This is a genomic window from Lutibacter agarilyticus (genome assembly GCF_900188235.1).
In the GTDB taxonomy this organism is placed as follows: Bacteria; Bacteroidota; Bacteroidia; order Flavobacteriales; family Flavobacteriaceae; genus Lutibacter; species Lutibacter agarilyticus.
Window position 1 is genome coordinate 82,461 of the sequence record NZ_FZNT01000004.1, and the last position, 25,349, is coordinate 107,809.

Here is a 25,349-nt window from a genome sequence, read left to right on the forward strand (position 1 = left end):
GCGTTGAAAATATTTGATAAATATATTTTAAAAAGCTTTTTACAACCATTTTTAGCTACTTTTTTTGTAGTTCTTTTTGTGTTAGTAATGCAGGCGCTTTGGCTAGCTTTTGATGAAATTGCAGGAAAAGGAATAGACTTGTTTTTTATTCTACAATTTTTATGGTATTTGGCATTAATGCTTACTCCTACTGCATTACCTATTGGTATTTTATTATCTTCAATTATGGCGCTCGGTAATTTATCGGAGAATTATGAGTTTGCAGCAATCAAATCGTCAGGAATTTCTTTAAAACGAGTTATAAGACCTTTGGTTGTTTTAACTATTTTATTGAGTGGTTTAAATTTTATATTCTTAAATAACATTTATCCTTGGGCAACACTTAAGCAAAAGAATTTGTATTTAAATATGAAAAAGAAAAAGCCCGCACTTGCATTGGTGCCGGGAACTTTTAATACTGATATACCTGGATTTAGCATTAAGTTTGAAGAAAAATATGGCGAAGAAGAAAACTTACTTAAAAATGTTCAAATTGCTGATTTAAGTGCAGGTCGTGGAAAAATAAAAGTAATTACTGCTAAAAAGGGAATTATTTCAAGTGATGAAGGTAGTAAATACATGACGCTTACCTTGGAAGATGGTAACTACTACGAAGAACATATTAAAAAAATAAATCGAAAAAAAGATCGTGAAAAGATGCCTGCATCGCACGCTACATTTGATAAATACACGATAAATATTGACATATCTTCATTTAATGATGACGATAGTTTAAAAGACGAAAAGCTTAAAAATCACCACGGAATGTTAAGTGTTGTCCAGCTTGATTCTATTTCAAAAATAAAAAAAGTTGATTACGATAAATATCTTGCTAGTAAAGCTCGTTCATTTTATTCTTCAGTAAATGGTAATAAACTATACAAATACCCAGACTCAATAATAGACACGCTTCTTTCTCCGGTAATACTTGATAATTTTAACCTTAATAATAAACATATAGTTATTAGCGATGCCATTCAAAGTGTAAAAAGACTTACTGAAAGAAATGAAAATAATTTAAAGCGCTATAAAGATCAACGTAAAATGCTGAATTTATACGACTATGAATTTTATTATAGAATTTCATTTGCACTGGCCTGCCTAGTCCTTTTTTTCATAGGAGCTCCGCTTGGTTCAATTATTAGAAAAGGTGGATTTGGATTACCAATGATTATGGCTATTTTTATATTTGTAATCTACTTTTTCATATCTCAATTTGGAAAAAATTTAGCAGAAGAAAGTGCTATATCCGCTTTTTTAGGTAGTTGGATTTCAACTATTATTTTACTACCTTTTGGAATATTACTTACCAGAAGAGCCACAAAAGGAATGGGAATTTTTAACATTGATGCACTTTTCGATAGTATTAAAAAACTATCCCTAAAATTTAAAAAAACTTCAAAAAACTAACCAATGAATATATCAGAAAACGCTGTACAATTAAATAGCATAGAAGAAGCCATTGAAGACATTAAAAATGGTAAAATTGTTATTGTTGTTGATGATGAGAACAGAGAAAATGAAGGTGATTTTGTTGCTGCTGCAGATATGGTAACTGCTGAAATGATAAATTTCATGGCTACCGAGGGTAGAGGATTAATTTGTGCACCAATCACAGAAAGTAGATGTAAAGAATTGGATTTAAATTTAATGGTAGGTTTAAATACCGATCCGCTTGGAACTGCATTTACCGTTTCAATTGATTATCACGGAAAAGGTGTTACCACAGGAATATCGGCAAACGACAGGGCTATTACTGTTAAAGCATTGACCGATAAAACAACCAAACCTCACGACTTGAGCAGACCGGGGCATATTTTCCCTTTAAAAGCAAGAGAAGGTGGTGTTTTAAGAAGAACTGGACATACAGAAGCGATTATAGATTTAGCACGCTTGGCTGGTTTAAATCCGGCTGGAGTAATTGTTGAAATTATGAACGAAGACGGCACCATGGCTCGTCTTCCTCAATTATTAAAAATTGCTAAAAAATTCGACCTTAAAATTGTTTCTATTGAAGATTTAGTTGAATATAGAATGTTACACGATTCTTTAATTGAATTATCTGAAGATTTCTCTATCAACACCCGTTTTGGAGAATTCAGGTTACGTGCATACAAGCAAACCACTAACAAACAAGTGCATTTAGTACTTACCAAAGGTACTTGGGAAGCCAATGAACAAGTATTGGTAAAAGTGAATTCAACCTTAGTAAATAATGATGTTTTAGGAACCTTAACCAAAAACCCTGACGATAAATTAAAAGGTGTTTTTGACGCTATTAATAAGGAAGGAAAAGGTGCAATTGTATTTATCAACCAAGAAAATCAATCATTCAACTTATTATCTAGGTTGAAAATTTTAAAAGAAAGTCAAGCTAAAAACGAAGCTTATGTTCCTAATTTAAAAATGGATGAAAAAGACTTTGGTATTGGAGCTCAAATTTTACACGATATTGGTATTACAAAATTACGTGTTTTATCAAACGCTACAACCTATAGAAAACGTGTTGGCATGACAGGGTACGGACTTGAAATTATTGAATACGTAACCTATTAATTTTAGTTGTTTTAATTATGAAAAAAATAATTTTAGTTTTCTGTAGCTTCCTCTTTATTTTTTTCAGTTGCACTACTCCTAAAAAAAAGTCAATAAAAGAAGATAATCCAACCGTTATAAACAAGTTTGTTTTAAACGGCACTTTACATACGAATATATCAGATAAAGTGTATTTGAACAAAATACTTGAAAACACACTTTATCCGGTAGATTCATCAACTATTATTAATAATCAATTTATTTTTGAAGGAGTAGTTGAATACCCAGAACGCTTTGCTTTGACGTTTAACAATTACGCTACACCAGTTATTTTTATACTTGAAAACACCAATTTTCAAATAGAATTAAAACCAACTCAATTACAAGAACCTACACTTATAAATTCTCCATTAAATTATAAGTTGAATGCGTATAAAACACATTCTAAAAACATCTTCAAAAAAATAGATTATTTATTTCCTCAATTTCAAAAAGCACGCTTAGAGAATGATGCTGATGAACTTGCTGAAATTGGAAAAAAGATGCAACTTATTGAAAAAGAATTCAGCGATTTTAGTTTTCAATTTATTCAAAACAACCAAAGTTCTTATGTTTCTGGTATGATTTTACGCGATCAACTAAAAGCTTCAACTGTTGATACACTTAAAATTATAAACGCTTATCACACCCTTTCGCTAAAAGTTAAAAACGCTCCTGATGCAACTATCGTTGCTGAAAGTCTAAAGCTTCATTAAATAACTTAAATCTGTTTCTGGAGGTAATTCTGAAGGAGATTTTGTTTTTTGAAACAATCTGGCATTTAATTCACCTTTTAGCAACACTTTATCTCCTTTCACATTTAACCAACTCCCCTCTCTTAAACCCAATACTGGTATTTTATTTAAGGTATGAAATTCGTTGATACGCGTTTCTCTAGTTTCACCCATATGTGTTGACGTTGGGTCTGGATCTAAATAATGTGGGTTCAAATTAAAATTGATAAACCCAAAAGCATCAAAACTTGGAGGATACACAATTGGCATATCGTTGGTGTTTTGAATGGTTAAACCCGTAATATTGCTTCCGGCACTTGTTCCAAAATAAGGAGTCCCGTTCTCAACAACATTTTTAATTGATGAAATTAATTTCATCTCATACAATTTCTTCAGCAATAAAAATGTATTTCCACCACCTGTAAAAATTCCCTTGGCACTATTTACAGCTCCAAAATGATTTTTAAACTCGTGAATTCCTCTTACTTTAAGATTTATTTTATCAAACCCTTTTTGAGCAATTGCTGTATATTCGTCGTAAGTAATTCCACCTGGGCGTGCATAAGGAATAAATAAAATTTCGTGAATGCCTTTAAAAAATTCAGATAGTTCTGGTAATATGTATTCTAAATAGTCCTTTCCATGAACTGTTGAAGTACTCGCAATCAGTAATTTTTTCATAAATATTGAAGTTTCATCAAAGGTACTCTTTTAGATGCTTTAACAAAAGTTTACAATAGCATTAATAGATTTTTAAGATTTCAATTTCTTAATTTGTATATGTGAAACTCAAACTAACTTATTGTATTCTTTTATTTTTTTTACTATTTACATCTTATGCTCAAGAAAAAATGGTGTCATTAACTGGTACAATTACAAGCAATTCTAAAGCAATTGAAAATGTACATGTATATAATATTACCAAACGAATAGGCGCAGTAACAAATAATCTTGGTAAATTTCAGATAAATGCTTCATTTAAAGATACTTTATACGTATCATCTCTTCAATATAAAAAAACTACAGTAGTTGTAACAGCTATAAATATTGACACAAAAGAGTTAGTAATTGGGCTAACACCAGTTGTAAATGAGTTAGATGAAGTATTTTTAAGACACTTGACAGGGAATTTAAAGGCTGATATGGCCAATAAACCCAAAGACAACACCCCTAAAATTGGATATGTATATCATAAAAAAGATTTATACAAAACACTACCACCAGACAGCTACGAAAAATCCAAACGTCCTGACGCACAATCTATAACAGATCCACTAGGCCCTTTAAGTGGTGGTGCAGGTTTACCTGATAAACGCTACCAAGCACTCTTAAAACAAAAAAGAGAATTCGCTTTACGAAAAAAATTTCCTGAAAAGTTAAAAAATGAATTTGGAATTGAGTATTTTACAAACGATTTAAAAATAAAAGAAACACAAATAAATAATTTCTTAACATATTGTGAATATTTTGAAATTTTCGAAAAATATTATAACAACAACATATTAGAAGTTATCCAAATATTAAAAGATGAAAGCAAAACATATAATAACATTAAACGTTAAAACAGCACTTTTAGTTCTATTACTTTTTAGCATTGGAACAACTACTTCTTTAGTGGCACAAGAAGAAGCTGAAGTGCTACAAGGTAAAGTAAAGTATGAAGACTCTTATTTACAAGATATTAATATTATAAATTTAAGAAGTAATTTAGGTACTTCAAGTAATTCTCATGGAATTTTCATTATTCCGGCAGTAGAAGGAGATTCTATTTTATTTTCATCTATCTCTTATCAAAACCGAATTATTGTAGTTACAGATCACCATATTCAAGATCATTTAATGACTGTTTATCTTGAGCCTGGTTTTAATGAATTAGATGAGGTTGAAATTTTAAGAAAAGTTAGGTTAGAGTTTAACAACGTAGCAGTTGATCAAAGAGCTGTTTTAGATGCTGATGAAATTTCTGTTAATTCAGCTCCTAATGTACAACAAACATTTGATTACAATACACAATTGACAAACGGAGTAAGTTTAACAAGTATTTATAATGCTATAACCAAAAAAGCAAGAGCTAAAAAACGAAGTGAAAACGACGAGAAAAACCATATTACACACCTACAAAATGAATTTCCTACTAAAATAAAAGCCGAATATGGCGAGGATTTTTTTACAGAATGGCTATATATTCCTGCTGATGAAATAAATCTTTTTTTAGATTTCTGCCAGGAAAACGGATTAGGTGAACTTTATGAAAGTAATGAATTTATTGTGAAAAATTTTCTTGTTTTAGAAAGTAATGAATATCTAAAACTAAAAAAATAGCTTTAAACTTATGCTTCGTTCATTAAAGTTACCCCATGAAGCTTCTTAAATACCTATCTGTTGTAATTTTAGTGCCTTTATTTGCATTCACGCTTCATAAGTACTATTTAAGTTTGTGCGAAATTGAATATGTGGAAGAACAACAATCAATTCAAATTATATTGGGTATTTTTATTGATGATCTTGAAGTTGTTTTAAATAAAGAACATCAACTAAAATTAAATTTAGGCACAGAAAATGAAGCTAAAGATACTGATGCTTATTATGAATCGTATTTAAACAGTCATTTTAAGGTAATTGTTAACAATAAATTAAGTACTTACCATTATATTGGCAAAGAATATGATGATGATATTGTTCGATTTTATCTTGAAATACAAGGTGTTGAACAACTACGGTCTATTAAAATTTTCAACAACTGCCTTACTAAAGAGTTTGAAGATCAACAAAACATTATTAAAATAAAAGTAAACAAACTTCACAAAACATTTTATTTAGATAAAAAAAACGCTAATTGTTTGTTAAAAATTTAGACATAACTTCTAAATTTTGTTAAAAATAATTATTTTAGATCCTTATTTTTAATTTTAACAACCCGAAATGAAAAAAACGCTATTAATAGTGCTTTCTGCGCTATTTACAACCCCATTTTTTGCTCAAGAAGCTTCAACAAAAGAAAAACAAGCTGCACATTACAATACCAGTAAATTTAAGCAGTTAAACGAGGAATTACCTACTCCTAACACGCAACATACAGCTTCTGGCGCTCCTGGATATCAATACACACAACAACAAGTTGATTACGACATGAACATTATTTTAGATGATGAACATCAACGGATTTATGGAGAAGAAACTATTACATATCACAACAATTCTACAGATAACTTAGATTATTTGTGGGTACAGTTAGATCAAAATATGCGTGCTCCTAATTCAAAAACCCCACTTATTAATGGAAAGGGTCCAAGTGCATTGTATTCTCCTGAAAAATTTGCGAATAGTTTTATGGGAAAAACTTTTCAAGGTGGTTTTAATATTGACCATATTAAGGATGCAAATGAAAACCCAATTGACTATATGATTAATAGCACTATGATGCGAATTAATTTATCAGCGCCAATTGCAGCCGGACAAACTTTTGTTTTTAATATAAAGTGGTGGTACAATATTAATAACTATATGACAGATAGAGGTCGATCTGGATTTGAATTTTTTGAAGATGGAAATGCCGCTTATGCTATTGCACAGTTTTATCCACGTTTAGCAGTTTACAACAATGTTGAAGGTTGGCAACATATGCAATTTTGGGGTTCAAGTGAATTTGCCCTAGAGTTTGGAGATTTTAACGTAAATATTACAACACCAAGTGATTTTGTTTTAAATGGTACTGGAGTTCTTCAAAACCCAAAAGATGTGCTAACAAAAACACAATACAAAGCATATCAATCAGCTCAAACTTCCTTTGACAAACCAATGTTTATTGTAACTCCTGAAGAAGCATTGGAAGCTTCAAAAGAAAAAAGCAACAAAACAAAAACTTGGAAATTGTATGCCGAAAATGTACGTGATTTTGCATTTGCAACTTCACGCAGTTATATGTGGGACGCAATGGCTGTTAAATTAGAAAATAAAACAGCAATGGCTTATTCATTGTACCCAAAAGAAGGTGGTAAATTATGGGAAGAGCATTCTACAAGAGTAGTTGCTAAAACTTTAGAAGTTTATTCTAAACATACTTTTGATTATCCTTACCCACACGCTACTTCTGTAAACGTACAAATGGGTATGGAGTACCCTATGATTTGTTTTAACTTTGGAAGAGCCGATCGTAATGGTAATTTTAGCGAACGTACTAAAAAAGGAATGATTGGCGTAATTGTTCACGAAGTTGGTCATAACTTTTTTCCTATGATTGTAAATTCTGATGAGCGCCAATGGACTTGGATGGATGAAGGTTTAGATTCTTTTGTTGAAATTTTAGCAGAATATGAATATGATTCTGAAATGTTTCCTATGGGAAAACAACCAAAAGATATTACACGTTATATGAAAGGAGACCAAAGCAGAATAGCTCCAATTATGTCACAAGGAGATAATGTATATAATTTTGGTGCAAACGCCTACGCAAAACCAGCTGCTGGTTTATTTATATTAAGACAAACCATTATGGGACCTGAATTATTTGACCACGCTTTTAAAACATATGCAAAGCGTTGGGCTTTTAAACACCCTACTCCAGCTGATTTCTTTAGAACTATGGAAGATGCCTCTGCTATGGATTTAGACTGGTTTTGGAGAGGTTGGTTTTATACAACAGGAACCAATGATATTGGTATTAAAGAAGTTAAAAAATATTATGTTACCGATACACCAACGGAACAAGCCAAAAGTATTGCAAAACGTTATGGAACAACAATTGACAGATTGCCTCCTTCATTGTATTTAGTTGCTCAAGATAGCAATGACTTTACCGAAGAACTAAAAACTAATAAACCTGAAGATTATACGGTTTTAAACGAATACATCAAACAAAATTTTTCTACTGAAGAAAAAACAAAATTAAAAGCACCAAAATACTTTTATGAAGTCGTTTTTGAAAAACCAGGAGAGTTGGTAATGCCTCTTATTGTTGAATTTGAATATGAAGATGGCACAAAAGATCGCAAACAATACCCAGCACAAGTTTGGAGAAAAAGCGATGCTGAAGTTACTAAATTAATTCCTTCAACTAAAGCAATTGTTAAAATTACCGTAGATCCAGATGAACAAACAGCCGATGTTGACACCAGCAACAATAGTTGGCCAAAAACAACAGAAACTGAATTTAATTCCTTCAAAAGAAATCAAATAAAAGGATAAAAAAAAGAGGTCGCCTAAAAATTTCTTTTTAGCTACCTCTTTTGATATTAATTTTATTAATTAATTCCCTTTTTGGTAATCAGCTAAAAACTGTGCTAAACCACTATCTGTTAAAGGATGTCTTAACAATCCTGTAATTGAAGATAAAGGTCCTGTCATAACATCTGCGCCAATTTTTGCACAATCTATAACGTGCATTGTATGACGAATAGATGCTGCTAATATTTCAGTTTCAAATCCGTAATTATCATAAATGTGTCTGATTTCAGAAATTAAATGCAATCCATCAGTTGAAATATCATCCAATCTACCTAAAAACGGAGATACATAGGTTGCTCCTGCTTTGGCTGCTAATAAAGCTTGACCTGCAGAAAACACTAAAGTTACATTTGTTCTAATTCCTTTATCAGAAAAATATTTACACGCTTTTACACCATCAGCAATCATAGGTAATTTCACTACAATTTGAGGGTGCAATGCTGCCAACTCTTCACCTTGCTTCACCATTCCTTCAAAATCAGTTGCAATTACTTCCGCAGAAACATCACCTTCAACAATATTACAAATATCTACATAATGCTTTAAAATGTTTTCAGCACCTGTAATTCCTTCTTTAGCCATTAAAGACGGGTTTGTAGTTACACCATCTAAAATACCTAAAGCTTGTGCTTCTTTAATTTGATCTAAGTTTGCAGTATCAATAAAAAATTTCATTCGTTGTGTTTTAATTTTAGTATAAAATAATTTTTAGCAAAAGTACTTAAATAAGAACAATTTATAGTTCATAAAACCAACTTACTAAGAAGTTCATTTTAAAATGCAAACAAACATATATTGTTTAGTTAATTAAAAAGTTGCAATATTCAACTAAATTTGTTATATTAAAAATTTAAGAGACTGATTAACAGTAAACTCCAAATCAGCTTTCAAATCAAAACTCTACAGTAGTATTATCGCTTTCCCCCTTCTAAATCATTTACATTGTAGGTTTTACTTTGTTAAATTATAAACTTTTAATACGATTCCAATGAAAAAACTAGATTTAAAAAAAATGAAATTACCGTTATCAAAAAAGAAATATCAAAAATTAAGAGATGCCATTAAAACCCGTAAAGTAAAATGGATGGATATGTCGGTTGACTTAATGTATGCATATCAAGATTTTTGGCGTTTTCAACACCAAAGAAACATTAACAATAGTATAGACGATTAACTTTTTGATTAAAAAAGAATCAACAAACTATAATTTATAATGATTCATTAATAACTTTTCGTACATTTTATCTGGTAGGATTTTCTTTAACACAATAGAAAATTTCTGCATAAAATCGCCAACTTTATAATGAATTTTAGGTTTTGAAGTATGCATTACCTTATAAATAGCTTTTGCCATTTCAATAGGATCTCCTCCACTATCTACGTGTGCATCCATTAAATCTAAATTTTCTTGATACACTTTTTTATAGGGTGAATTTTCAAAAACCGGCGTGTGATATCTACCTGAAGCTATATTTGTAGCAAAATCACCAGGAGCAACGTTGGTAACTTCGACTCCAAAGTTTTTCACTTCCATTCTTATAGCTTCGGTTACAATTTCCAAGGCACCTTTTGTTGCTGAATAAATACCTCTAAAAGGCAAGCCCATATAACCTGCAATTGAAGTAACATTTATAATTAAACCGCTTTGTTGTTTTCGCATTTGTGGTAAAACTGCCTTCATAACATCAATGGCTCCAAATAAATTGGTGTCAAAAACTTTGCGCATTTCATTGGTTGGTGTTTCTTCAATAGGTCCAGTTATACCCATTCCTGCATTATTTACCAATACATCTAACTTACCTTCAGCAGTAATAACCTCAGCAACAGCTTGGTTAATACTTTCAATATCATTCACATCTAATGCTACTAATTTGAAAGGATGCTGTTGTATTTTTTGTGGATTTCGGCTTGTACCGTAAACAATACAACCTTTTTGAGTTAAAAATTCCCCTACTGATTTACCAATTCCAGATGAACCACCTGTAATTAAAACAACTTTTGACATAAATTGATTCTAAATTTAAAAGATGTAAAGGTAAAAAGTTAATTGGAAGTGAAGTAGATTTCTTAAAAAAAGAGCATAAAAAAAGGCAAGCTACCTACATCACACTGCTACAACCTAATACCTTTGCTGCGTTCCCGCCCTGGAGGATTCAAAGGGAGCTAGTTGTGTAGGACTTGCCAGTTGCAAATTTACAATCATTTTTTAGTATAAACAATCATTTTTTTCATATTTTTATGTAACATTTTTAAACTTCTGCTAACTAATGATTTAGTGTAAAATCAATTATTAATCTTTAAATTATCTTATTGTACTAAAACTCTATTTAGTATATTTGTTAAACAAAAATCAACTTATCAAAAATTATGGAAAACCAAAAATCATCTTCAACAAGTATTATGTTAAACTACGGTTTAATTTTAGGATTCGTTTCAATATTATTAGGCGTTGCAAATTTTGCCTTTGGTGATGTTTACGAACCACATTGGAGCATGCAAGTTGTTAGTGGTGCTGCAACTATTGCTTTAATTGTTTTAGGACTTAAAAAATTAAAAGAAAGTAACGGCAACCTTTTAAGTTTAGGCGAAGCCTTAAAAACAGGATTAGGTATTGCGCTGGTATCAGGTGTTATTTATATCATTTACTTTTTTGTATTTGTAAACTATATTGAACCTGATTATTTTGCAAATTTAGGTAAAGTTCAAGAAGCTGCAATGCTAGAAGCTTATCCAAACTGGTCTGATGAACAAATGGAAGCCTCTTTAGAAATGGCTCAAAAAATGTCAGGATTTGGAATGATATCAGCAATTGTTATGATTATGAGCTTATTATTTGGTTTTGTAATTTCACTAATTGCAGGTTTAATAATGAAAAGAACAGAAGAAGACAACGAATAAAAAAGTACAACATACATGAATATATCAGTAGTTATTCCACTACTTAATGAAGACGAGTCTTTAAACGAATTATACGATTGGATTGCAAAAGTTATGCAATCCAATCGTTATTCTTATGAAATACTTTTTATTGATGATGGTAGCACAGACAACTCTTGGGAAGTAATTCAACGTTTATCTAAAAAAGACCCAAACGTAAAAGGGATTCGGTTTCTTCAAAATTACGGAAAATCACAAGCATTAAATGCTGGGTTTAAAGAAGTAAAAGGCGACGTTGTTATAACTATGGACGCCGATTTACAAGATAGCCCCGATGAAATTCCTGAATTATACAACTTAATTGCAAACGAAGGTTTCGATTTAATTTCAGGATGGAAAAAGAAACGCTACGATTCAAAAATTAGAAAAAACATTCCTTCAAAATTATTTAATGCTGCAGCACGAAAAACGTCGGGTTTAAAATTGCACGACTTTAATTGTGGTTTAAAAGCTTATAAAAAAGCAGTTGTAAAAAATGTAGATGTGCGCGGTGAAATGCACAGGTACATTCCTGTACTTGCCAAAAATGCAGGCTTCACCAAAATTGATGAAAAAGTAGTAACCCACCAAGCCCGTAAATATGGCGTTACAAAATTTGGTATTGATCGTTTTATCAATGGATTTTTAGACCTTATTACTATTTGGTTTTTATCAAAATTTGGAAAACGACCAATGCATTTATTTGGCTTGTTAGGCACCATCATGTTTTTGTTAGGATTTTTATTCTCTTTTTATTTAGGAATCGACAAACTATTTTTAAATCCTACAGGAAAATTAATTACGCAAAAACCTATATTTTATATTGCTTTAGTAACCATGCTTATAGGAACACAATTCTTTTTAGCAGGTTTTTTAGGTGAAATAATTTTAAGAACAAAATCAGATACCAAACGATATTCAATATCAAAAAAAATAAATTTATAACGTTTTAGTGAAAAGAAATTTTTTATTATTTTTTTAATACTTAATAATGTTATTTTTGTAATTATCAAAACAATATAAACATGACTATTTTAGAGAAGGCACAACTATGGTTATCAGACACTTTTGATGCTGATACACAACAAGAAATTAAGCAGTTAATTGACACCGATGAAAATACACTAGCTGATAGTTTTTATAAAGATATGGAATTTGGAACGGGTGGAATGCGCGGAATTATGGGCGCAGGAACAAACCGAATTAATAAATATACATTGGGTAAAGCTACACAAGGCTTAGCTAATTATTTAATTCAAACCTTACCAAATAAACAATTAAGTGTTGTAATTGCTTTTGACTGTCGTCATAATAGTCAATTATTTGCAAAAGTTGTAGCTGATGTACTTTCAGCCAATAATATTAAAGTATACTTGTTTGAAGACTTACGCCCTACTCCTGAACTTTCGTTCGCAGTTAAACATTTAGGGTGTGATGCAGGTATTGTATTAACAGCTTCTCACAATCCTCCAGAATACAACGGGTATAAAGTATATTGGGGTGATGGCGGACAAATTGTTCCTCCGCACGATAATAAAATTATCGATGAAGTTAATAGCTTAGAGTTTTCTGAAATTAATTTCAATGCAAATGAAGATTTAATTGAAGTTATTGGAAAAGAAGTAGATGATGCTTTTGTAAATGCTTCTGTAAAAAACGTTGCTTTTAACACGGCAGGCAAAGAAAATTTAAAAATTGTTTTCACTTCATTACACGGAACATCAATTGTTTCCGTTCCTGATGCCCTAGAAAAAGCAGGTTATCCTGATGTTCATATTGTTGAAGAACAACGTGTACCAAATGGAGATTTTCCAACAGTAGCTTCTCCAAATCCTGAAGAGCCTGCAGCATTAAAAATGGCTACAGATTTAGCTGAAAAAATAAATGCTGACATTGTGATTGGTACAGATCCTGATTGTGATAGATTGGGTATTGCTGTTAGGGATTTAGAAGGCAATATGAAATTGTTAAACGGAAATCAAACCATGTGTTTAATGACCAACTTCCTTATTAAAAAATGGGAAGAAGCTGGTAAATTAAACGGAAAACAATTTGTTGGTTCTACCATTGTATCTACAAATTTAGTAAATGAAATTGCTGCTAGTTATGGTGTTGAAACTAAAGTTGGTTTAACTGGTTTTAAATGGATTGCAAAAATGGTGCGTGAAGCTGAAGGAACGCAAGACTTTATTGGTGGTGGTGAAGAAAGTTTTGGTTATATGGTAGGCGACTTTGTGCGTGATAAAGATGCTGTTACGGCAACTGTTTTAGCTTGCGAAATTGCTGCAGATGCTAAAGCAAAAGGTAGCTCTATGTATCAAGAATTGTTGCAAATTTATGTTGACAATAATTTTTATAAAGAACATTTAATTTCTTTAGTAAAAAAAGGAATGGATGGTGCACAACAAATTGCACAAATGATGGTTGATTTACGTGAAAATCCAGTTACTGAAATTGACGGTTCTAAAGTAAATTTTGTGTACGATTATGAGGCTTCAACAAAAACAGATTTACTAAAAAATACTGTTGAAACAATTGATATTCCAAAATCGAATGTTTTAATTTATGAAACGCTTGAAGGTACAAAAGTAGCCGCAAGACCAAGTGGAACTGAACCTAAAATAAAGTTTTACTTTAGCGTTAGAGGTGAATTGTGTTGTATTGAAAAAGCTAAAGAAGTTGAAGCTGAGTTAGATGCAAAAGTACAACGCATCATTAAAGAAATGGAATTATCTTAATGAACTATTTCAAAAAGATTTTAGTATACGCAAAACCTTATCTTAAATATGCATACTTAAATGTTGTATTCAACATTTTGTATGCATTATTTAATGTACTTTCTGTATTAGGTTTTATTCCAGTGCTAGGTATTCTCTTCGGAAAAGAAGAAAAAGTAACTGTAAAACCTGTTTATAACGGAATCTCAAGCCTTTATGAATATGTATCAGGTTCTTTAAACTTTAAGGTTACCGAATTAATGGAAAGCGGTGGAATAGATAAAGCGTTACTATTTATCTGTATACTATCATTCAGTTTATTTTTCTTTAAAAATTTATTTCGCTATTTAGCCTCTTTTGTATTGGTGTTTTTAAGAAATGGTGTAGTAAAAGATATAAGAGACAGCTTGTATAAAAAAATAGTAAACTTACCACTCGCCTACTTTTCTGAAAAGAAAAAAGGAGACATAATTGCACGTATGACTTCAGATGTTCAAGAAGTTGAAGTTTCATTTTTAACTTCCTTAGAAACCGTTGTTCGTGAGCCGTTAACCATTATTCTTACATTAATTTCAATGTTTGCCATTAGTGCAAAATTGACATTATTTGTATTTATTTTATTACCGGTATCTGGTTTTATTATTTCTTCTGTCGGAAAAAAATTAAAAGCAAATTCGTTATTAGCACAGCAAGAAACGGGTAATTTTTTATCTTTTATTGAAGAAACTTTAACTGGTTTACGTGTTATCAAAGGTTTTAATGCTGAAGCTAAAATTGAACAAAAATTCACTGATTCTACCAAAAAGTTTCGAAATTTAATGACCAGTGTATTACACCGTAAAACATTGGCTTCACCTATGAGTGAATTTTTAGGTTCAGCTACCATAATTGCTATTTTATGGTTTGGTGGAAGATTGGTGTTAGGTGAAAATAGTGATATGAAACCGCAAGAATTTTTTGGATATATTGGATTGTTTTATTTGGTATTAAATCCGGCAAAAGCAATTTCAACTGCTTTTTATAATATTCAAAAAGGAAACGCCTCTGCGGAACGTATTTTAAACGTACTGAATACAAAAAACACCATTATAGACATACCAAACGCACCTTCGAAAGAAACGTTTACAAACAATATTACCTTTGAAAACATCTCTTTCAAATACAAGGATGAATATGTGTTAAAGGATTTTTCTTTAACAATTGAAAAAGGAAAAACGGTGGCGCTTGTTGGTCAGTCTGGTAGTGGGAAATCTACCTTAGCTAATTTAATTACGCGTTTTTACGATGTAAATAAAGGAGCCGTTAAAATTGATGGTGTAGATATTAAAGATATCAGTCAAAAATCATTACGTGGTTTAATGGGGATTGTTACCCAAGACTCTATTCTTTTTAACGATACCATAAAAAATAACATTTGTTTAGGTGTAGAACAAGCTAGCGATAATGAAGTTATGGAGGCTTCTAAAATTGCAAATGCTTACGAGTTTATCAAAGATTTACCGCTACAATTTGAAACCAATATTGGAGATAGTGGTAACACCCTATCTGGTGGACAAAAACAACGTTTAAGTATTGCGAGAGCGGTTCTTAAAAACCCGCCTATTATGGTGTTAGATGAGGCAACTTCGGCTTTAGATACCGAAAGTGAGCAATTGGTACAAAAAGCGTTAGAAGAAATGACTAAGAACCGAACTTCTTTAGTAATTGCACACCGATTGTCAACAATTCAAAAAGCAGATTTAATTGTAGTGATGAGAAAGGGTAAAATTGTTGAGCAAGGTGAACACGAAGAATTACTTGCAAAAAAAGGTGAATACTACAAATTGGTAACTATGCAATCATTTTAGCTCCAAAACCTATAAATTAGAATTGTCCTACAACAATTTTAAAAAGGTGTACAACTTATTAAATTAGTTGTAGACCTTTTTTTAAAAGTTGCGCCACTTTTTATCAGAAGTGTCTCAACAAATTAAAATACTTGATTTATAAACAAAAATATTGCGTAGATTTGTAATCTTTTTTGCAGGAATACCATCTTCCAATTTATAAGTAGGCACTCGTTATAAACGAACCCCAGAGAGTATGCAATTCCGCATAATAGTTAAAATCTAATAATTACGCTCTTTTTAAACCCAACTTCTCAGCTCTTTCAAGCATAAAAGCATAGGCTTCATCATAATCATTGGCAATTTTACCGTCTAAAATAGCGTCTTTTATAGCATCTTTTATTTGACCAATTTCACGACAAGGTGTTAAATTAAAAGTTTTCATAATTAACTCACCAGAAATTGGTGGTTGAAAATTACGGACGTGATCACGCTCTTCCACTTCTTTAATTTTGTCGCGAACAATTTTAAAGTTTTCATGGTACCTTTTAAATTTTACAGGGTTTTTTGTAGTAATATCTGCTTCACACAAGGTCATTAAACTATCAATATCTTCACCCGTATCAAAAATTAAACGTCTTACTGCTGAATCTGTTACATTGGAAGCCAATACTATTGGTCTTGAGCTTAAGAATACCATTTTTTGAACAAATTTCATTTTTTCGTTCAAAGGCATTTTTAGTCTTTTGAATAACTTATACACCATTTTTGAACCAACAAATTCATGTGCATGAAATGTCCAACCTACATTTTTATCAAATTTTTTGGTAGGTGCTTTTCCAATATCGTGTAATAAAGCAGCCCAACGTAACCATAAATCATTAGTATGCTCCGAAATATTATCAACCACTTCTAAGGTATGGTAAAAATTATCTTTATGCTTTTGACCTTCAATTTCATCAACACCTTTTAAAGCTGTTAACTCAGGTAAAATTCGTTGTAATAAGTTGGTTTCAAGTAACAGTAAAAAACCAACAGAAGGTATTGGTGATGCAATAATTTTATTGAGTTCAGTAACAATACGCTCTCGTGTAATAATATCAATACGCTCGGAATTTCTAGTTATTGCATTTAATGATTCCTCTTCAATAGTAAAATTTAATTGCGTTGCAAAACGAATGGCACGCATCATTCTTAAAGGATCATCAGAATAAGTGATATCTGGATTTAAAGGTGTTTTAATAATCTTTGCTCCTAAATCTTCAATACCATGAAACGGATCTAATAAAGCTCCATAATTTGCTTTATTTAAACTTAAAGCCAAGGCATTTATGGTGAAATCTCGTCGTTCTTGATCATCTTGAAGTGTGCCATTTTCAACTACTGGGTTTCTACTATCTTGGGTATATGATTCTTTACGAGCTCCAACAAATTCAACTTCAATATCATTGTAACGCAACATTGCTGTACCGTAGGTTTTAAAAACCTGTACTTTTGGTTTGTTAGGTAATAAATTTGCAACAGCTAAAGCTAATTCTATTCCACTCCCAATAGCAACAACATCTATATCTTTATGCGAACCTCTTTTCAAAAAATAATCGCGTACAAAACCACCTATCACATAGGTTTCTAATTGTAAAATATCAGCTGCTTTTGAAATATAATTGAAAATTGGATGCGATAATGCATCTTTATATATCTTATTATTTGACATATTTTTTAATCACTCAGTTTTTTAAACATTAAAAACGTCAACCTGAACTTGTTTCAGGTTCACATGATAATTTGAAATTTACGTGATGAGATTCTGAAATCAAAGATTCAGCGTAGCTAAACAAGTTCAGAATGACAAAAATTTAAATTTACTTCCGAAGTACAATTATTTCTCCCTTTTCGCCTACTTTTAAAATAGTAGAAGATTTATCGCTTATTGCTTCGCGATGCAAATCTACAACATAGTCTACGCTATCCAAAATAGCTTGGTTGATTTCTTTAAAACTTTTAGGAGTTTCGTTTCCACTAATGTTTGCTGAAGTTGAAACTATAGGTTTTCCAAAAGCTGCAATTAATTGTTTACAAAATTCATTTTGTGGAATTCTAATAGCAACTGTATTGTCGTTTGCAACAACATTTTTAGCCAAGCCAACCGGATGGTTATAAATAATGGTTGTTGGTTTTACTGCTGAAGACAATAATTCTAAAATTCCTTGTGAAATGGAAGGAATGTATTGTTGCAGCATTTCAATTCCATCAACTAAAATAATTAAACTCTTGCTTTCTGAACGTTGTTTAATTTCATACACTTTAGCAACAGCTTCTTCAGAAGTAGCATCGCAACCTATACCCCAAACGGTATCTGTTGGGTATAATAACACTTTTGATTGAGTAAGTGTTTTAAGGCTATTTGATAGTTCTTTTTTCAATTTATTAGATAAAAATTTTAATTTTCAAATGTTTTAGCAAACCATTTTCTGAAATAGTTTAACTTATTTGGTGAACATTGATCTAAACTTTGTAGGCATAAAAATAATTTACTGCTATTTTTATTTGTTAACCATAATACAAATTTATACCATAAAAATGGTTTTTTATAAGACCCAAAATATTCTAACTGATAATTATATTTTATAACACACGTCTTGTTTTTAATTTCAATATGATTTGCCAGACCTTGAAATGTAAATTGTTCTGGATGTCTAAACCTATGTTTAATATTTAAATCTCGCATTTCAGGATTCTTAGAAAAATAATTCTCTAAAGTAGATTTACGTATTGGAGCAGGTGTATGATCAAATTTAAAATACTTTTTAAAGCCTAATTTATGTGCTATAATTTGCTGACCTTTCTTAAAGCCCCAGATTTCATTTTTATGCTTTTCACCTAGAAGATTTAAAAGTTTACTATAAACTATTTTATACCACACTTTATTATTAAACTGCTTCCATTTACCCCTTAAAACAGGAGTACTATTTACAAAAAAGTCTGAGGGTTTTGTTTCTTTGATTAAAAAAAAATCATCATTAAAATAAATAAAATGTTCAGCTAAATTTGGTATTTTCGTAAGCATTGTTTCAATAGGTAAACAATTAAATGTTGGCAAATATTTTTCATACCCTTTAAAAATGACTTTATGGTCAATTATTTTAACTTTTGAATATTTTTCAGTTCGAATACCTTCTATTAAAAAGTTTGGTACTTGAGAGTCTGTCACTAAAAAAATAGTTCTAATATAAGGTGCAAATTTTAAAATTGAATCTATCGAAAATTTAATTTCTTCAACTTGATCAAATCTTGTCCTGAAATTTTTGCTTTCAAATAATTCTTTATTCTCAACATAAAGTTTCATTTTCTCTTTAAGCTTACGTTCATTGCCATCAACCCAAGGTATAACAATATCAATTGGAAAATCTTTATTCATAAACTTTTTCAATTATAATTTTAAGTAAAAATAATAATTCTAAAACAAAAAGAGCCACAATATTAGTGACTCTTTTTGTTTATCTGATATATTTATTAACAGGTATCTTTTATACTTTTAACGAAGCTTTTAAAGAAAAGTCATTCATTGGTTTTTTACTCTCTTTGAAAACTCTACGCTATTTCACAAGTTTAATAGTTCCTTTTTCATCTTCAAAATAATTAATCATTTCAATTTAGCTTCAATCCAATTAATAATATAATTTAGTTGATTATTTCCTGCTATTTCTAAATTTTGGAAGCACATAAATAATTTATCTTTATCTAAAGTAAATTTTTTTAATTTAATCTTAATTATATACAAATATTTATAGGATTGAAAATATGTAAGTTTTAGATTATTATCTAAATGATAGGTGTTTTGTTTAGCCTCTAAATGATTAGATAAAGATGATATCATAAATTGATTTTTATTTCTTAACCTATGCTTGATATTATTTTCAAAAATTTGAGGATGCTCTTTAAAAAAGGTCTCAATAGTAGACTTTCTTATTGAAACAGGTGTATGACCTCTTTTAATATACTTTTTTAATCCTAATAGTTTAGCGCTTTTTTGTTGTACTTTCTTATATCCTGGTTTACCAACATCTTTCTTAGTTCCAAAAAAAGATGAAAATTTTACATATAAATTTCGTAATTTTTGATTTTCATAATAGTTGTCCCAAACACCTCTTACAATGGGGTATTCACCTTTAAAAAAATCATTCTTCGATGCTACTTTCATTAAAAAAGTATCATCATTAAAAATAATAAAATGTTCTGCCAAACCAGGTATCCTAAATAACATAGAGATTATTGAAATTGAATTAAAACAAGGTAAATAATTTTCATAATCTCTAAAAATCACAGTATGGTCAATAACCTCTAAATTAACACCAATTTTTGAACTTAACTTCATTAGCCTATCTAATCCTTCAGGTACCTGATTATCTGTAACTAAAAAAATATTTCTAACAAAAGGTGCAAATTTTATTATAGACTCAATTGCTATTATTATTTCATTAATAGAATTGTATCTAATACTTTCTTTTTTGTCTTTCCAATCAATTTTTTTCTCTAGATAAGGATTGATTTTTTGTTGCCAATTTACATCATTCCCATCTACCCAAGTTATTACAGCGTCTATTGGATAATCAACATTCATACACTTCTTTTAAATTTATTACAAAAATAACTAAAAAAAAAGAGTCGCTTTATACAAGCGACTCTTTTATGAAAATTATAACTTAATAATTTAAACTGCTACGTTATTGTCTCTTAACGCATCATTTAAAGATGTTTTTTTATTGGTACTTTCTTTTCTTTGACCAATAATCATGGCGCAAGGCACGTTAAATTCTCCTGCAGGGAATTGTTTTTTATAACTACCAGGAATTACCACTGAACGTGCAGGAACTCTACCTTTTAATTCAACAGGCTCTGGCCCTGTTACATCAATAATTTTGGTACTCATTGTTAACACAACACCCGCACCTAATACAGCTTCCTTTTCAACACGAACTCCTTCAACAACAATACAACGAGAACCTACAAAAACATCATCTTCAATAATTACCGGAGCAGCTTGTAATGGTTCTAAAACACCACCAATTCCTACTCCTCCACTTAAATGCACATTTTTTCCAATTTGAGCACAACTACCAACTGTAGCCCAAGTATCAACCATCGTTCCTGCATCAACATACGCACCAATATTTACATAACTTGGCATTAAAATAGTACCTGCTGATATATAAGATCCATAACGAGCAACTGCATGAGGTACTACACGAATTCCTTTTTCTTTATAACCTGTTTTTAATGGAATTTTATCGTGATATTCAAAAATACCTACTTCCATTTTTTCCATTTTTTGAATAGGGAAATACATAACTACTGCTTTTTTCACCCATTCGTTTACTTGCCAACCATCAGTAGTAGGTTCAGCAACACGTAAACTTCCGCTGTCTAACAAACCAACAACTTCACGAATTGTATTTTGAGTAATTTCTTCTTTTAACAGCTCTCTATTATCCCAAGCTTTTTCTATAATTTCTCTAATTGCTTCCATTCTTTTAAAATTCATTTTGCGCAAATATAAAATTTAAAATAATTATTTAAACCTAAATGAGTAAATTTGAACACTTTTAATAATTATGTTAACATATTGGCACGCATATTAGCTTTAGATTACGGAAAAATAAGAACAGGAATTGCTGTTACAGATGAATTGCAAATTATTGCTTCAGGACTTACAACTGTTGATACTAAAAAGATATTTTCATTTTTAACCAATTACTTAAAAGTTGAAAAAGTTGAATTATTTGTTGTTGGAGAACCTAAACAAATGAACAATACAGCAAGTGAAAGCGAGCAATTGATTAGACCTTTTATAGAAAAATTACAACAAACTTTCCCGAAAATACCTGTAAAAAGAGTGGATGAACGTTTTACTTCAAAAATGGCTTTTCAAAGTATGATTGATAGCGGATTGAAGAAAAAACAACGTCAGAATAAAGCTTTGATTGATGAAATTAGTGCTACCATTATTTTACAAACGTATTTACAACAGAAATAAATTTCCTTATTTTAGTTTCCACTAATTATTTCGTACTTTTGCAATCCAAAAAATAAAAAATGATTTTACCTATAATAGCTTATGGTGATCCTGTTTTAAGAAAAGTAGGAGTTGATATTGATAAAGATTATCAAAATCTTGCTGAGTTGATTGAAAACATGAAAGAAACCATGGAAAATGCACAAGGCGTTGGCTTAGCTGCTCCACAAATTGGAAAAGCAATAAGACTATTTATTGTTGACACTTCTCCTTTTGGTGCTGATGAAGATTTAGAAGATGATGAACGTGCTTTTTTAGAAGGTTACAAAAAAACATTTATCAATGCAAAAATAGTAAAAGAAGAAGGTGATGAATGGGCTTTTACTGAAGGCTGCTTAAGTATTCCTGACATTCGTGAAGATGTTTTTAGAGAAGATACTATTACTATTGAGTATTTGGATGAAAAATTTGAAAAGCATTCTGAAGTTTTAACGGGTTTAGCCGCAAGAGTTGTTCAACACGAATATGACCATATTGAAGGAATTTTATTCACCGATAAAATTTCATCATTAAAAAAACGATTAATTAAAAAGAAATTAGAAAATATTTCAAAAGGGAAAGTAAACGCTGATTACCGAATGAAATTTCCTTTATTAAAAAGAAGATAATTATGGAGTTAAAAGATATAGTAGCTGTAAACGGAAAACCAGGATTGTATGAAATTAAAGCACAATCTAAAGGTGGTATTATTGTAGAATCATTATTAGATGGTAAAAAGTTTCCTGTAACGGTAACCCACAACCTTAGTGCCTTAAATGAAATCGCAATTTATACGTATGAAGAAGAAGTTCCATTGCGTATTATTTTTAAAACTATTGGAGAAAAAGAAGGTGGTAAAGAAGCCATTAATCCAAAAGAAAGTGGAAAAGTTTTAACTTCATACTTTAGAGAAATTTTACCAAATTTTGATGAAGAACGTGTTTACACTTCAAACATTAAAAAAGTATTACAATGGTATAATTTATTAGCTTCAAAAAACTTTGACTTTACTGCAATACAAGAAGTTGAAGAAGAAACTGAAGAAGCTTAAATTATGCATACTCGCGAACAACAACTCCAAGCTTTTGGTCGATTATTAGACATTATGGATGAGTTGCGCGAAAAATGTCCGTGGGATAAAAAGCAAACTTTTCAATCATTACGACATTTAACTATTGAAGAAACATATGAATTAGGCGACGCCATTCTGAATAACGATTTCGATGAAATTAAAAAAGAATTAGGCGACGTGCTACTTCATATTGTTTTTTATGCCAAAATTGGTTCTGAAACCAACCATTTTGATATTGCTGATGTTACCAATGCTATTTCTGAAAAATTAATTTACCGTCACCCTCACATTTATGGCGATGTTGAAGTTAAAGATGAAGAAGAGGTAAAACAAAACTGGGAGCAATTAAAGTTAAAAGAAGGAAAAGGTAAAGATTCTGTTTTAGAAGGTGTTCCTAAATCGCTGCCTGCAATGGTGAAAGCAAATAGAATTCAAGATAAAGTGACTGCCGTTGGTTTTGATTGGGAAAAACCTGAACAAGTTTGGGAAAAAGTACAGGAGGAATTAGCTGAGTTAAATGCCGAAATAGCAAAAGGAAATACCGATAATATAGAGTCTGAATTTGGCGATGTTTTATTTTCTATGATTAATTATGCGCGTTTTATCAACGTAAATCCTGAAAATGCGTTAGAACGTACCAATAAAAAATTCATCAACCGGTTTCAATATTTAGAAACCGAAGCTAAAAAGGTGAACAAATCTCTTCATGATATGTCTTTAGAAGAAATGGACGTGTTTTGGAACGCATCTAAAAAACACTTCAAATAACACCTCTTGGTAGTTCATAATTAATTTGTATTTTACGTTTTATTCTGAAACCAGCAAAAATTCATTTTTAATTACTTTGCTGAACTCAATATGATAAATCGTAATTCTTAAATTGTAATTGAATTTATGCAAATTAAAGCCAACACTCCTTCTGAATATATTGCTCAAATCCCTGAAGCCAGCATTCCTTACTTTGAAAAATTAAGAGCTACTATATTAACTAATATTCCAACTGGTTTTGAAGAGCAAATGAGTTATGGAATGATTGGCTATATTGTTCCAAAAAGTAACTACCCAAAAGGATACCATTGCGACACCAGTTTACCGCTGCCATTTATAAACATTGCGAATCAAAAGAATTTTATTGCATTGTATCATATGGGAATTTATGCAGATAAAGAACTCTTAGATTGGTTTGTTTCTGAATATCCAAAACATTGCAAAAGAAAGTTAGATATGGGTAAAAGTTGCATTCGATTTAAAAAACCCGAAGAAATTCCTTTTGAATTAATCGCGGAATTAATGCAGAAAATTACACCTGAAAAATGGATTAAATTATACGAGAATCATATAAAAAAATAATGGAAAATATTTTAATAATTACTGGCGGAAGTAAAGGAATTGGACTTGGGCTAGCAAAAGAATATCATAAAAACGGGTATAGAATTATTTCTATTTCAAGAAGTAAAATTGAAAAACTCTATTCGGTTGAACAATATCAGTGCGATGTTACAAATGTAGAAAAAGTAGAAAAAACGTTGATTGAAATATTTTCTCAATTAGACAATACCCAAACTAAAAGTATTACTTTAATAAATAACGCAGGTAATTTAGGAACGGTTAACACCCTTGATAATATTGAACCTTCAGACATAAATTATACACTTAGTGTAAACCTTATTGCACCTTTGGTTATTAGTTCCCAATTTATCAAATTAACAAAAAATTGGAAATGCAAAAAGCAAATTTTCAATATATCATCGGGTGCTGCAATAAATGCTTATGAAAGTTGGGCTATGTATTGCGCTTCAAAAGCGGGAATTGACATGATGACTAGAGTGCTTTCAAAAGAGCAAAAAGAATTAAAAAATGGTGTTAGTGTAGTATCTATTTATCCTGGAATTGTAGATACTGATATGCAAGCACAGGCTAGAAACACGCCAAAAGAAAACTTTAAATCGGTACAACGTTTTATTGATTTTTACGAACACGGAGAGTTATTTACACCAAAACAAGTTGCTAAAAAAATATACAAATTAGATATTTCTGGAGAGTTAAAAAACGGACGTATTTTAGATGTTAGAAATATTTAAACAAAAAAAATCAATTAAAAATAATGAGATTGTGAATCTACAAGTCAACAAGCTCTGTATGACATTTATAAAATGACGGTTTATTTCATAAACGACCATAAAAAAAGCAGCCAAA

The 25,349-nt window shown here is 30.6% G+C and carries 26 protein-coding genes and 1 other RNA gene; 18 read left to right on the forward strand and 9 right to left on the reverse strand.

Translation table 11 applies throughout. The features are described from left to right. Positions 1–3 precede the first annotated feature (3 nt). Genes CHB67_RS07730 through CHB67_RS07740 form a run of 3 tightly spaced genes read left to right on the forward strand, consistent with a single transcriptional unit; the run spans position 4 to position 3,329 of the window. A complete protein-coding gene (locus CHB67_RS07730) occupies positions 4–1,449 on the forward strand; it encodes an LptF/LptG family permease (RefSeq protein WP_089381191.1) in 1,446 nt (481 codons plus the stop codon). 3 nt (positions 1,450–1,452) lie between these two features. Further along, complete coding sequence (ribB, locus tag CHB67_RS07735) at positions 1,453–2,595, forward strand: 3,4-dihydroxy-2-butanone-4-phosphate synthase (RefSeq protein ID WP_089381192.1); 1,143 nt, start codon at positions 1,453–1,455, stop codon at positions 2,593–2,595. 17 nt (positions 2,596–2,612) lie between these two features. After that, a complete protein-coding gene (locus CHB67_RS07740) occupies positions 2,613–3,329 on the forward strand; it encodes a DUF4369 domain-containing protein (protein ID WP_089381193.1) in 717 nt (238 codons plus the stop codon). On the opposite strand, the gene pepE is transcribed toward CHB67_RS07740, so the two are convergent. Continuing rightward, positions 3,315–4,028: a dipeptidase PepE gene (pepE, locus tag CHB67_RS07745; RefSeq protein ID WP_089381194.1), complete on the reverse strand. Its 714-nt coding sequence runs from the start codon at positions 4,026–4,028 to the stop codon at positions 3,315–3,317. The genes CHB67_RS07740 and pepE overlap by 15 nt on opposite strands. 101 nt (positions 4,029–4,129) lie before the next feature. Between pepE and CHB67_RS07750 the strand changes: the two genes are divergently transcribed. The 4 genes from CHB67_RS07750 (at position 4,130) to CHB67_RS07765 (ending at position 8,531) form a co-directional block, all read left to right on the forward strand. Then, the gene (locus tag CHB67_RS07750; RefSeq protein WP_217900260.1) at positions 4,130–4,909 is read left to right on the forward strand and encodes a carboxypeptidase-like regulatory domain-containing protein; all 780 of its coding nucleotides are present in this window, start codon (positions 4,130–4,132) and stop codon (positions 4,907–4,909) included. Then, on the forward strand, positions 4,875–5,669 hold the full coding sequence (locus CHB67_RS07755; RefSeq protein WP_089381196.1) for a hypothetical protein: 795 nt from the start codon (positions 4,875–4,877) through the stop codon (positions 5,667–5,669). The genes CHB67_RS07750 and CHB67_RS07755 overlap by 35 nt, the downstream gene beginning before the upstream one ends. Before the next feature lie 35 nt (positions 5,670–5,704). Further along, entirely contained in the window at positions 5,705–6,202 is a 498-nt protein-coding gene (locus tag CHB67_RS07760; RefSeq protein ID WP_141119691.1) for a DUF6702 family protein, read from the forward strand. 67 nt (positions 6,203–6,269) lie between these two features. Next, positions 6,270–8,531 carry a M1 family metallopeptidase gene (locus CHB67_RS07765; protein ID WP_089381198.1) on the forward strand — a complete coding sequence of 754 codons (2,262 nt, stop codon included), beginning with the start codon at positions 6,270–6,272 and terminating at the stop codon, positions 8,529–8,531. Positions 8,532–8,591: 60 nt separating this feature from the next. Here the strand turns inward: CHB67_RS07765 and fsa are convergent, their stop codons facing one another. Next, positions 8,592–9,245 (reverse strand): fructose-6-phosphate aldolase, encoded by a 654-nt coding sequence (gene fsa, locus CHB67_RS07770; protein ID WP_089381199.1) that lies wholly within the window; start codon positions 9,243–9,245, stop codon positions 8,592–8,594. 313 nt (positions 9,246–9,558) lie between these two features. Between fsa and CHB67_RS07775 the strand changes: the two genes are divergently transcribed. Next, positions 9,559–9,744 carry a hypothetical protein gene (locus tag CHB67_RS07775; RefSeq protein WP_089381200.1) on the forward strand — a complete coding sequence of 62 codons (186 nt, stop codon included), beginning with the start codon at positions 9,559–9,561 and terminating at the stop codon, positions 9,742–9,744. A gap of 27 nt (positions 9,745–9,771) precedes the next feature. On the opposite strand, the gene CHB67_RS07780 is transcribed toward CHB67_RS07775, so the two are convergent. Together CHB67_RS07780 and ffs are read right to left on the reverse strand one after the other, a co-directional pair. Beyond that, on the reverse strand, positions 9,772–10,575 hold the full coding sequence (locus CHB67_RS07780) for an SDR family oxidoreductase (protein ID WP_089381201.1): 804 nt from the start codon (positions 10,573–10,575) through the stop codon (positions 9,772–9,774). A gap of 80 nt (positions 10,576–10,655) precedes the next feature. Continuing rightward, positions 10,656–10,754, reverse strand: an RNA gene (ffs, locus tag CHB67_RS07785) — signal recognition particle sRNA small type. A 183-nt stretch (positions 10,755–10,937) separates the two neighbouring features. On the opposite strand from ffs, the gene CHB67_RS07790 reads away from it, so the two are divergent. The 4 genes from CHB67_RS07790 (at position 10,938) to CHB67_RS07805 (ending at position 16,050) form a co-directional block, all read left to right on the forward strand. Beyond that, positions 10,938–11,468, forward strand: coding sequence for a DUF4199 domain-containing protein (locus CHB67_RS07790; RefSeq protein WP_089381202.1), 531 nt, complete (start codon positions 10,938–10,940; stop codon positions 11,466–11,468). A gap of 15 nt (positions 11,469–11,483) precedes the next feature. Continuing rightward, positions 11,484–12,431, forward strand: a complete 948-nt coding sequence (locus CHB67_RS07795; protein ID WP_089381203.1) for a glycosyltransferase family 2 protein — start codon at positions 11,484–11,486, stop codon at positions 12,429–12,431. 80 nt (positions 12,432–12,511) lie between these two features. Then, positions 12,512–14,224 carry a phospho-sugar mutase gene (locus CHB67_RS07800; RefSeq protein ID WP_089381204.1) on the forward strand — a complete coding sequence of 571 codons (1,713 nt, stop codon included), beginning with the start codon at positions 12,512–12,514 and terminating at the stop codon, positions 14,222–14,224. Continuing rightward, positions 14,224–16,050, forward strand: coding sequence for an ABC transporter ATP-binding protein (locus CHB67_RS07805; protein WP_089381205.1), 1,827 nt, complete (start codon positions 14,224–14,226; stop codon positions 16,048–16,050). The genes CHB67_RS07800 and CHB67_RS07805 overlap by 1 nt, the downstream gene beginning before the upstream one ends. Positions 16,051–16,318: 268 nt before the next feature. Here the strand turns inward: CHB67_RS07805 and CHB67_RS07810 are convergent, their stop codons facing one another. The 5 genes from CHB67_RS07810 to CHB67_RS07830 all read right to left on the reverse strand — a co-directional run bounded on the left by CHB67_RS07810 (position 16,319) and on the right by CHB67_RS07830 (position 21,556). Further along, positions 16,319–17,743 (reverse strand): CCA tRNA nucleotidyltransferase, encoded by a 1,425-nt coding sequence (locus CHB67_RS07810; protein ID WP_089381206.1) that lies wholly within the window; start codon positions 17,741–17,743, stop codon positions 16,319–16,321. A 148-nt stretch (positions 17,744–17,891) separates the two neighbouring features. Continuing rightward, positions 17,892–18,452: an L-threonylcarbamoyladenylate synthase gene (locus CHB67_RS07815; protein ID WP_089381207.1), complete on the reverse strand. Its 561-nt coding sequence runs from the start codon at positions 18,450–18,452 to the stop codon at positions 17,892–17,894. Between the two features lie 17 nt (positions 18,453–18,469). Then, the gene (locus CHB67_RS07820; protein ID WP_089381208.1) at positions 18,470–19,447 is read right to left on the reverse strand and encodes a Stealth CR1 domain-containing protein; all 978 of its coding nucleotides are present in this window, start codon (positions 19,445–19,447) and stop codon (positions 18,470–18,472) included. 225 nt (positions 19,448–19,672) lie between these two features. Then, positions 19,673–20,650 (reverse strand): Stealth CR1 domain-containing protein, encoded by a 978-nt coding sequence (locus tag CHB67_RS07825; RefSeq protein WP_089381209.1) that lies wholly within the window; start codon positions 20,648–20,650, stop codon positions 19,673–19,675. Positions 20,651–20,740: 90 nt separating this feature from the next. Then, on the reverse strand, positions 20,741–21,556 hold the full coding sequence (locus CHB67_RS07830; RefSeq protein WP_089381210.1) for a 2,3,4,5-tetrahydropyridine-2,6-dicarboxylate N-succinyltransferase: 816 nt from the start codon (positions 21,554–21,556) through the stop codon (positions 20,741–20,743). Between the two features lie 96 nt (positions 21,557–21,652). On the opposite strand from CHB67_RS07830, the gene ruvX reads away from it, so the two are divergent. From ruvX to CHB67_RS07860, 6 genes are all read left to right on the forward strand, one after another. Continuing rightward, a complete protein-coding gene (gene ruvX / locus CHB67_RS07835) occupies positions 21,653–22,063 on the forward strand; it encodes a Holliday junction resolvase RuvX (RefSeq protein WP_089381211.1) in 411 nt (136 codons plus the stop codon). 59 nt (positions 22,064–22,122) lie between these two features. Next, on the forward strand, positions 22,123–22,710 hold the full coding sequence (gene def / locus CHB67_RS07840; RefSeq protein ID WP_089381212.1) for a peptide deformylase: 588 nt from the start codon (positions 22,123–22,125) through the stop codon (positions 22,708–22,710). Between the two features lie 2 nt (positions 22,711–22,712). Next, positions 22,713–23,132, forward strand: coding sequence for a DUF5606 family protein (locus tag CHB67_RS07845; RefSeq protein ID WP_089381213.1), 420 nt, complete (start codon positions 22,713–22,715; stop codon positions 23,130–23,132). A gap of 3 nt (positions 23,133–23,135) precedes the next feature. Beyond that, entirely contained in the window at positions 23,136–23,921 is a 786-nt protein-coding gene (mazG, locus tag CHB67_RS07850; RefSeq protein WP_089381214.1) for a nucleoside triphosphate pyrophosphohydrolase, read from the forward strand. Positions 23,922–24,047: 126 nt separating this feature from the next. Next, complete coding sequence (locus CHB67_RS07855) at positions 24,048–24,503, forward strand: DUF1801 domain-containing protein (protein WP_089381215.1); 456 nt, start codon at positions 24,048–24,050, stop codon at positions 24,501–24,503. Beyond that, a complete protein-coding gene (locus tag CHB67_RS07860) occupies positions 24,503–25,234 on the forward strand; it encodes an SDR family NAD(P)-dependent oxidoreductase (RefSeq protein WP_089381216.1) in 732 nt (243 codons plus the stop codon). The genes CHB67_RS07855 and CHB67_RS07860 overlap by 1 nt, the downstream gene beginning before the upstream one ends. The last annotated feature ends 115 nt before the right edge of the window (positions 25,235–25,349 follow it).

What these genes read in the sequence shown, in the direction of transcription:
- ribB (WP_089381192.1), top strand. Translation starts at nt 1,453, where the DNA reads ATGAATATATCAGAAAACGCTGTACAATTAAATAGCATAGAAGAAGCC.
- CHB67_RS07740 (WP_089381193.1), top strand. Translation starts at nt 2,613, where the DNA reads ATGAAAAAAATAATTTTAGTTTTCTGTAGCTTCCTCTTTATTTTTTTC.
- pepE (WP_089381194.1), bottom strand. Translation starts at nt 4,028, where the DNA reads ATGAAAAAATTACTGATTGCGAGTACTTCAACAGTTCATGGAAAGGAC.
- CHB67_RS07755 (WP_089381196.1), top strand. Translation starts at nt 4,875, where the DNA reads ATGAAAGCAAAACATATAATAACATTAAACGTTAAAACAGCACTTTTA.
- CHB67_RS07760 (WP_141119691.1), top strand. Translation starts at nt 5,705, where the DNA reads ATGAAGCTTCTTAAATACCTATCTGTTGTAATTTTAGTGCCTTTATTT.
- CHB67_RS07765 (WP_089381198.1), top strand. Translation starts at nt 6,270, where the DNA reads ATGAAAAAAACGCTATTAATAGTGCTTTCTGCGCTATTTACAACCCCA.
- fsa (WP_089381199.1), bottom strand. Translation starts at nt 9,245, where the DNA reads ATGAAATTTTTTATTGATACTGCAAACTTAGATCAAATTAAAGAAGCA.
- CHB67_RS07775 (WP_089381200.1), top strand. Translation starts at nt 9,559, where the DNA reads ATGAAAAAACTAGATTTAAAAAAAATGAAATTACCGTTATCAAAAAAG.
- CHB67_RS07780 (WP_089381201.1), bottom strand. Translation starts at nt 10,575, where the DNA reads ATGTCAAAAGTTGTTTTAATTACAGGTGGTTCATCTGGAATTGGTAAA.
- CHB67_RS07790 (WP_089381202.1), top strand. Translation starts at nt 10,938, where the DNA reads ATGGAAAACCAAAAATCATCTTCAACAAGTATTATGTTAAACTACGGT.
- CHB67_RS07795 (WP_089381203.1), top strand. Translation starts at nt 11,484, where the DNA reads ATGAATATATCAGTAGTTATTCCACTACTTAATGAAGACGAGTCTTTA.
- CHB67_RS07800 (WP_089381204.1), top strand. Translation starts at nt 12,512, where the DNA reads ATGACTATTTTAGAGAAGGCACAACTATGGTTATCAGACACTTTTGAT.
- CHB67_RS07805 (WP_089381205.1), top strand. Translation starts at nt 14,224, where the DNA reads ATGAACTATTTCAAAAAGATTTTAGTATACGCAAAACCTTATCTTAAA.
- CHB67_RS07810 (WP_089381206.1), bottom strand. Translation starts at nt 17,743, where the DNA reads ATGTCAAATAATAAGATATATAAAGATGCATTATCGCATCCAATTTTC.
- CHB67_RS07820 (WP_089381208.1), bottom strand. Translation starts at nt 19,447, where the DNA reads ATGAATAAAGATTTTCCAATTGATATTGTTATACCTTGGGTTGATGGC.
- CHB67_RS07825 (WP_089381209.1), bottom strand. Translation starts at nt 20,650, where the DNA reads ATGAATGTTGATTATCCAATAGACGCTGTAATAACTTGGGTAGATGGG.
- CHB67_RS07830 (WP_089381210.1), bottom strand. Translation starts at nt 21,556, where the DNA reads ATGGAAGCAATTAGAGAAATTATAGAAAAAGCTTGGGATAATAGAGAG.
- def (WP_089381212.1), top strand. Translation starts at nt 22,123, where the DNA reads ATGATTTTACCTATAATAGCTTATGGTGATCCTGTTTTAAGAAAAGTA.
- CHB67_RS07845 (WP_089381213.1), top strand. Translation starts at nt 22,713, where the DNA reads ATGGAGTTAAAAGATATAGTAGCTGTAAACGGAAAACCAGGATTGTAT.
- mazG (WP_089381214.1), top strand. Translation starts at nt 23,136, where the DNA reads ATGCATACTCGCGAACAACAACTCCAAGCTTTTGGTCGATTATTAGAC.
- CHB67_RS07855 (WP_089381215.1), top strand. Translation starts at nt 24,048, where the DNA reads ATGCAAATTAAAGCCAACACTCCTTCTGAATATATTGCTCAAATCCCT.
- CHB67_RS07860 (WP_089381216.1), top strand. Translation starts at nt 24,503, where the DNA reads ATGGAAAATATTTTAATAATTACTGGCGGAAGTAAAGGAATTGGACTT.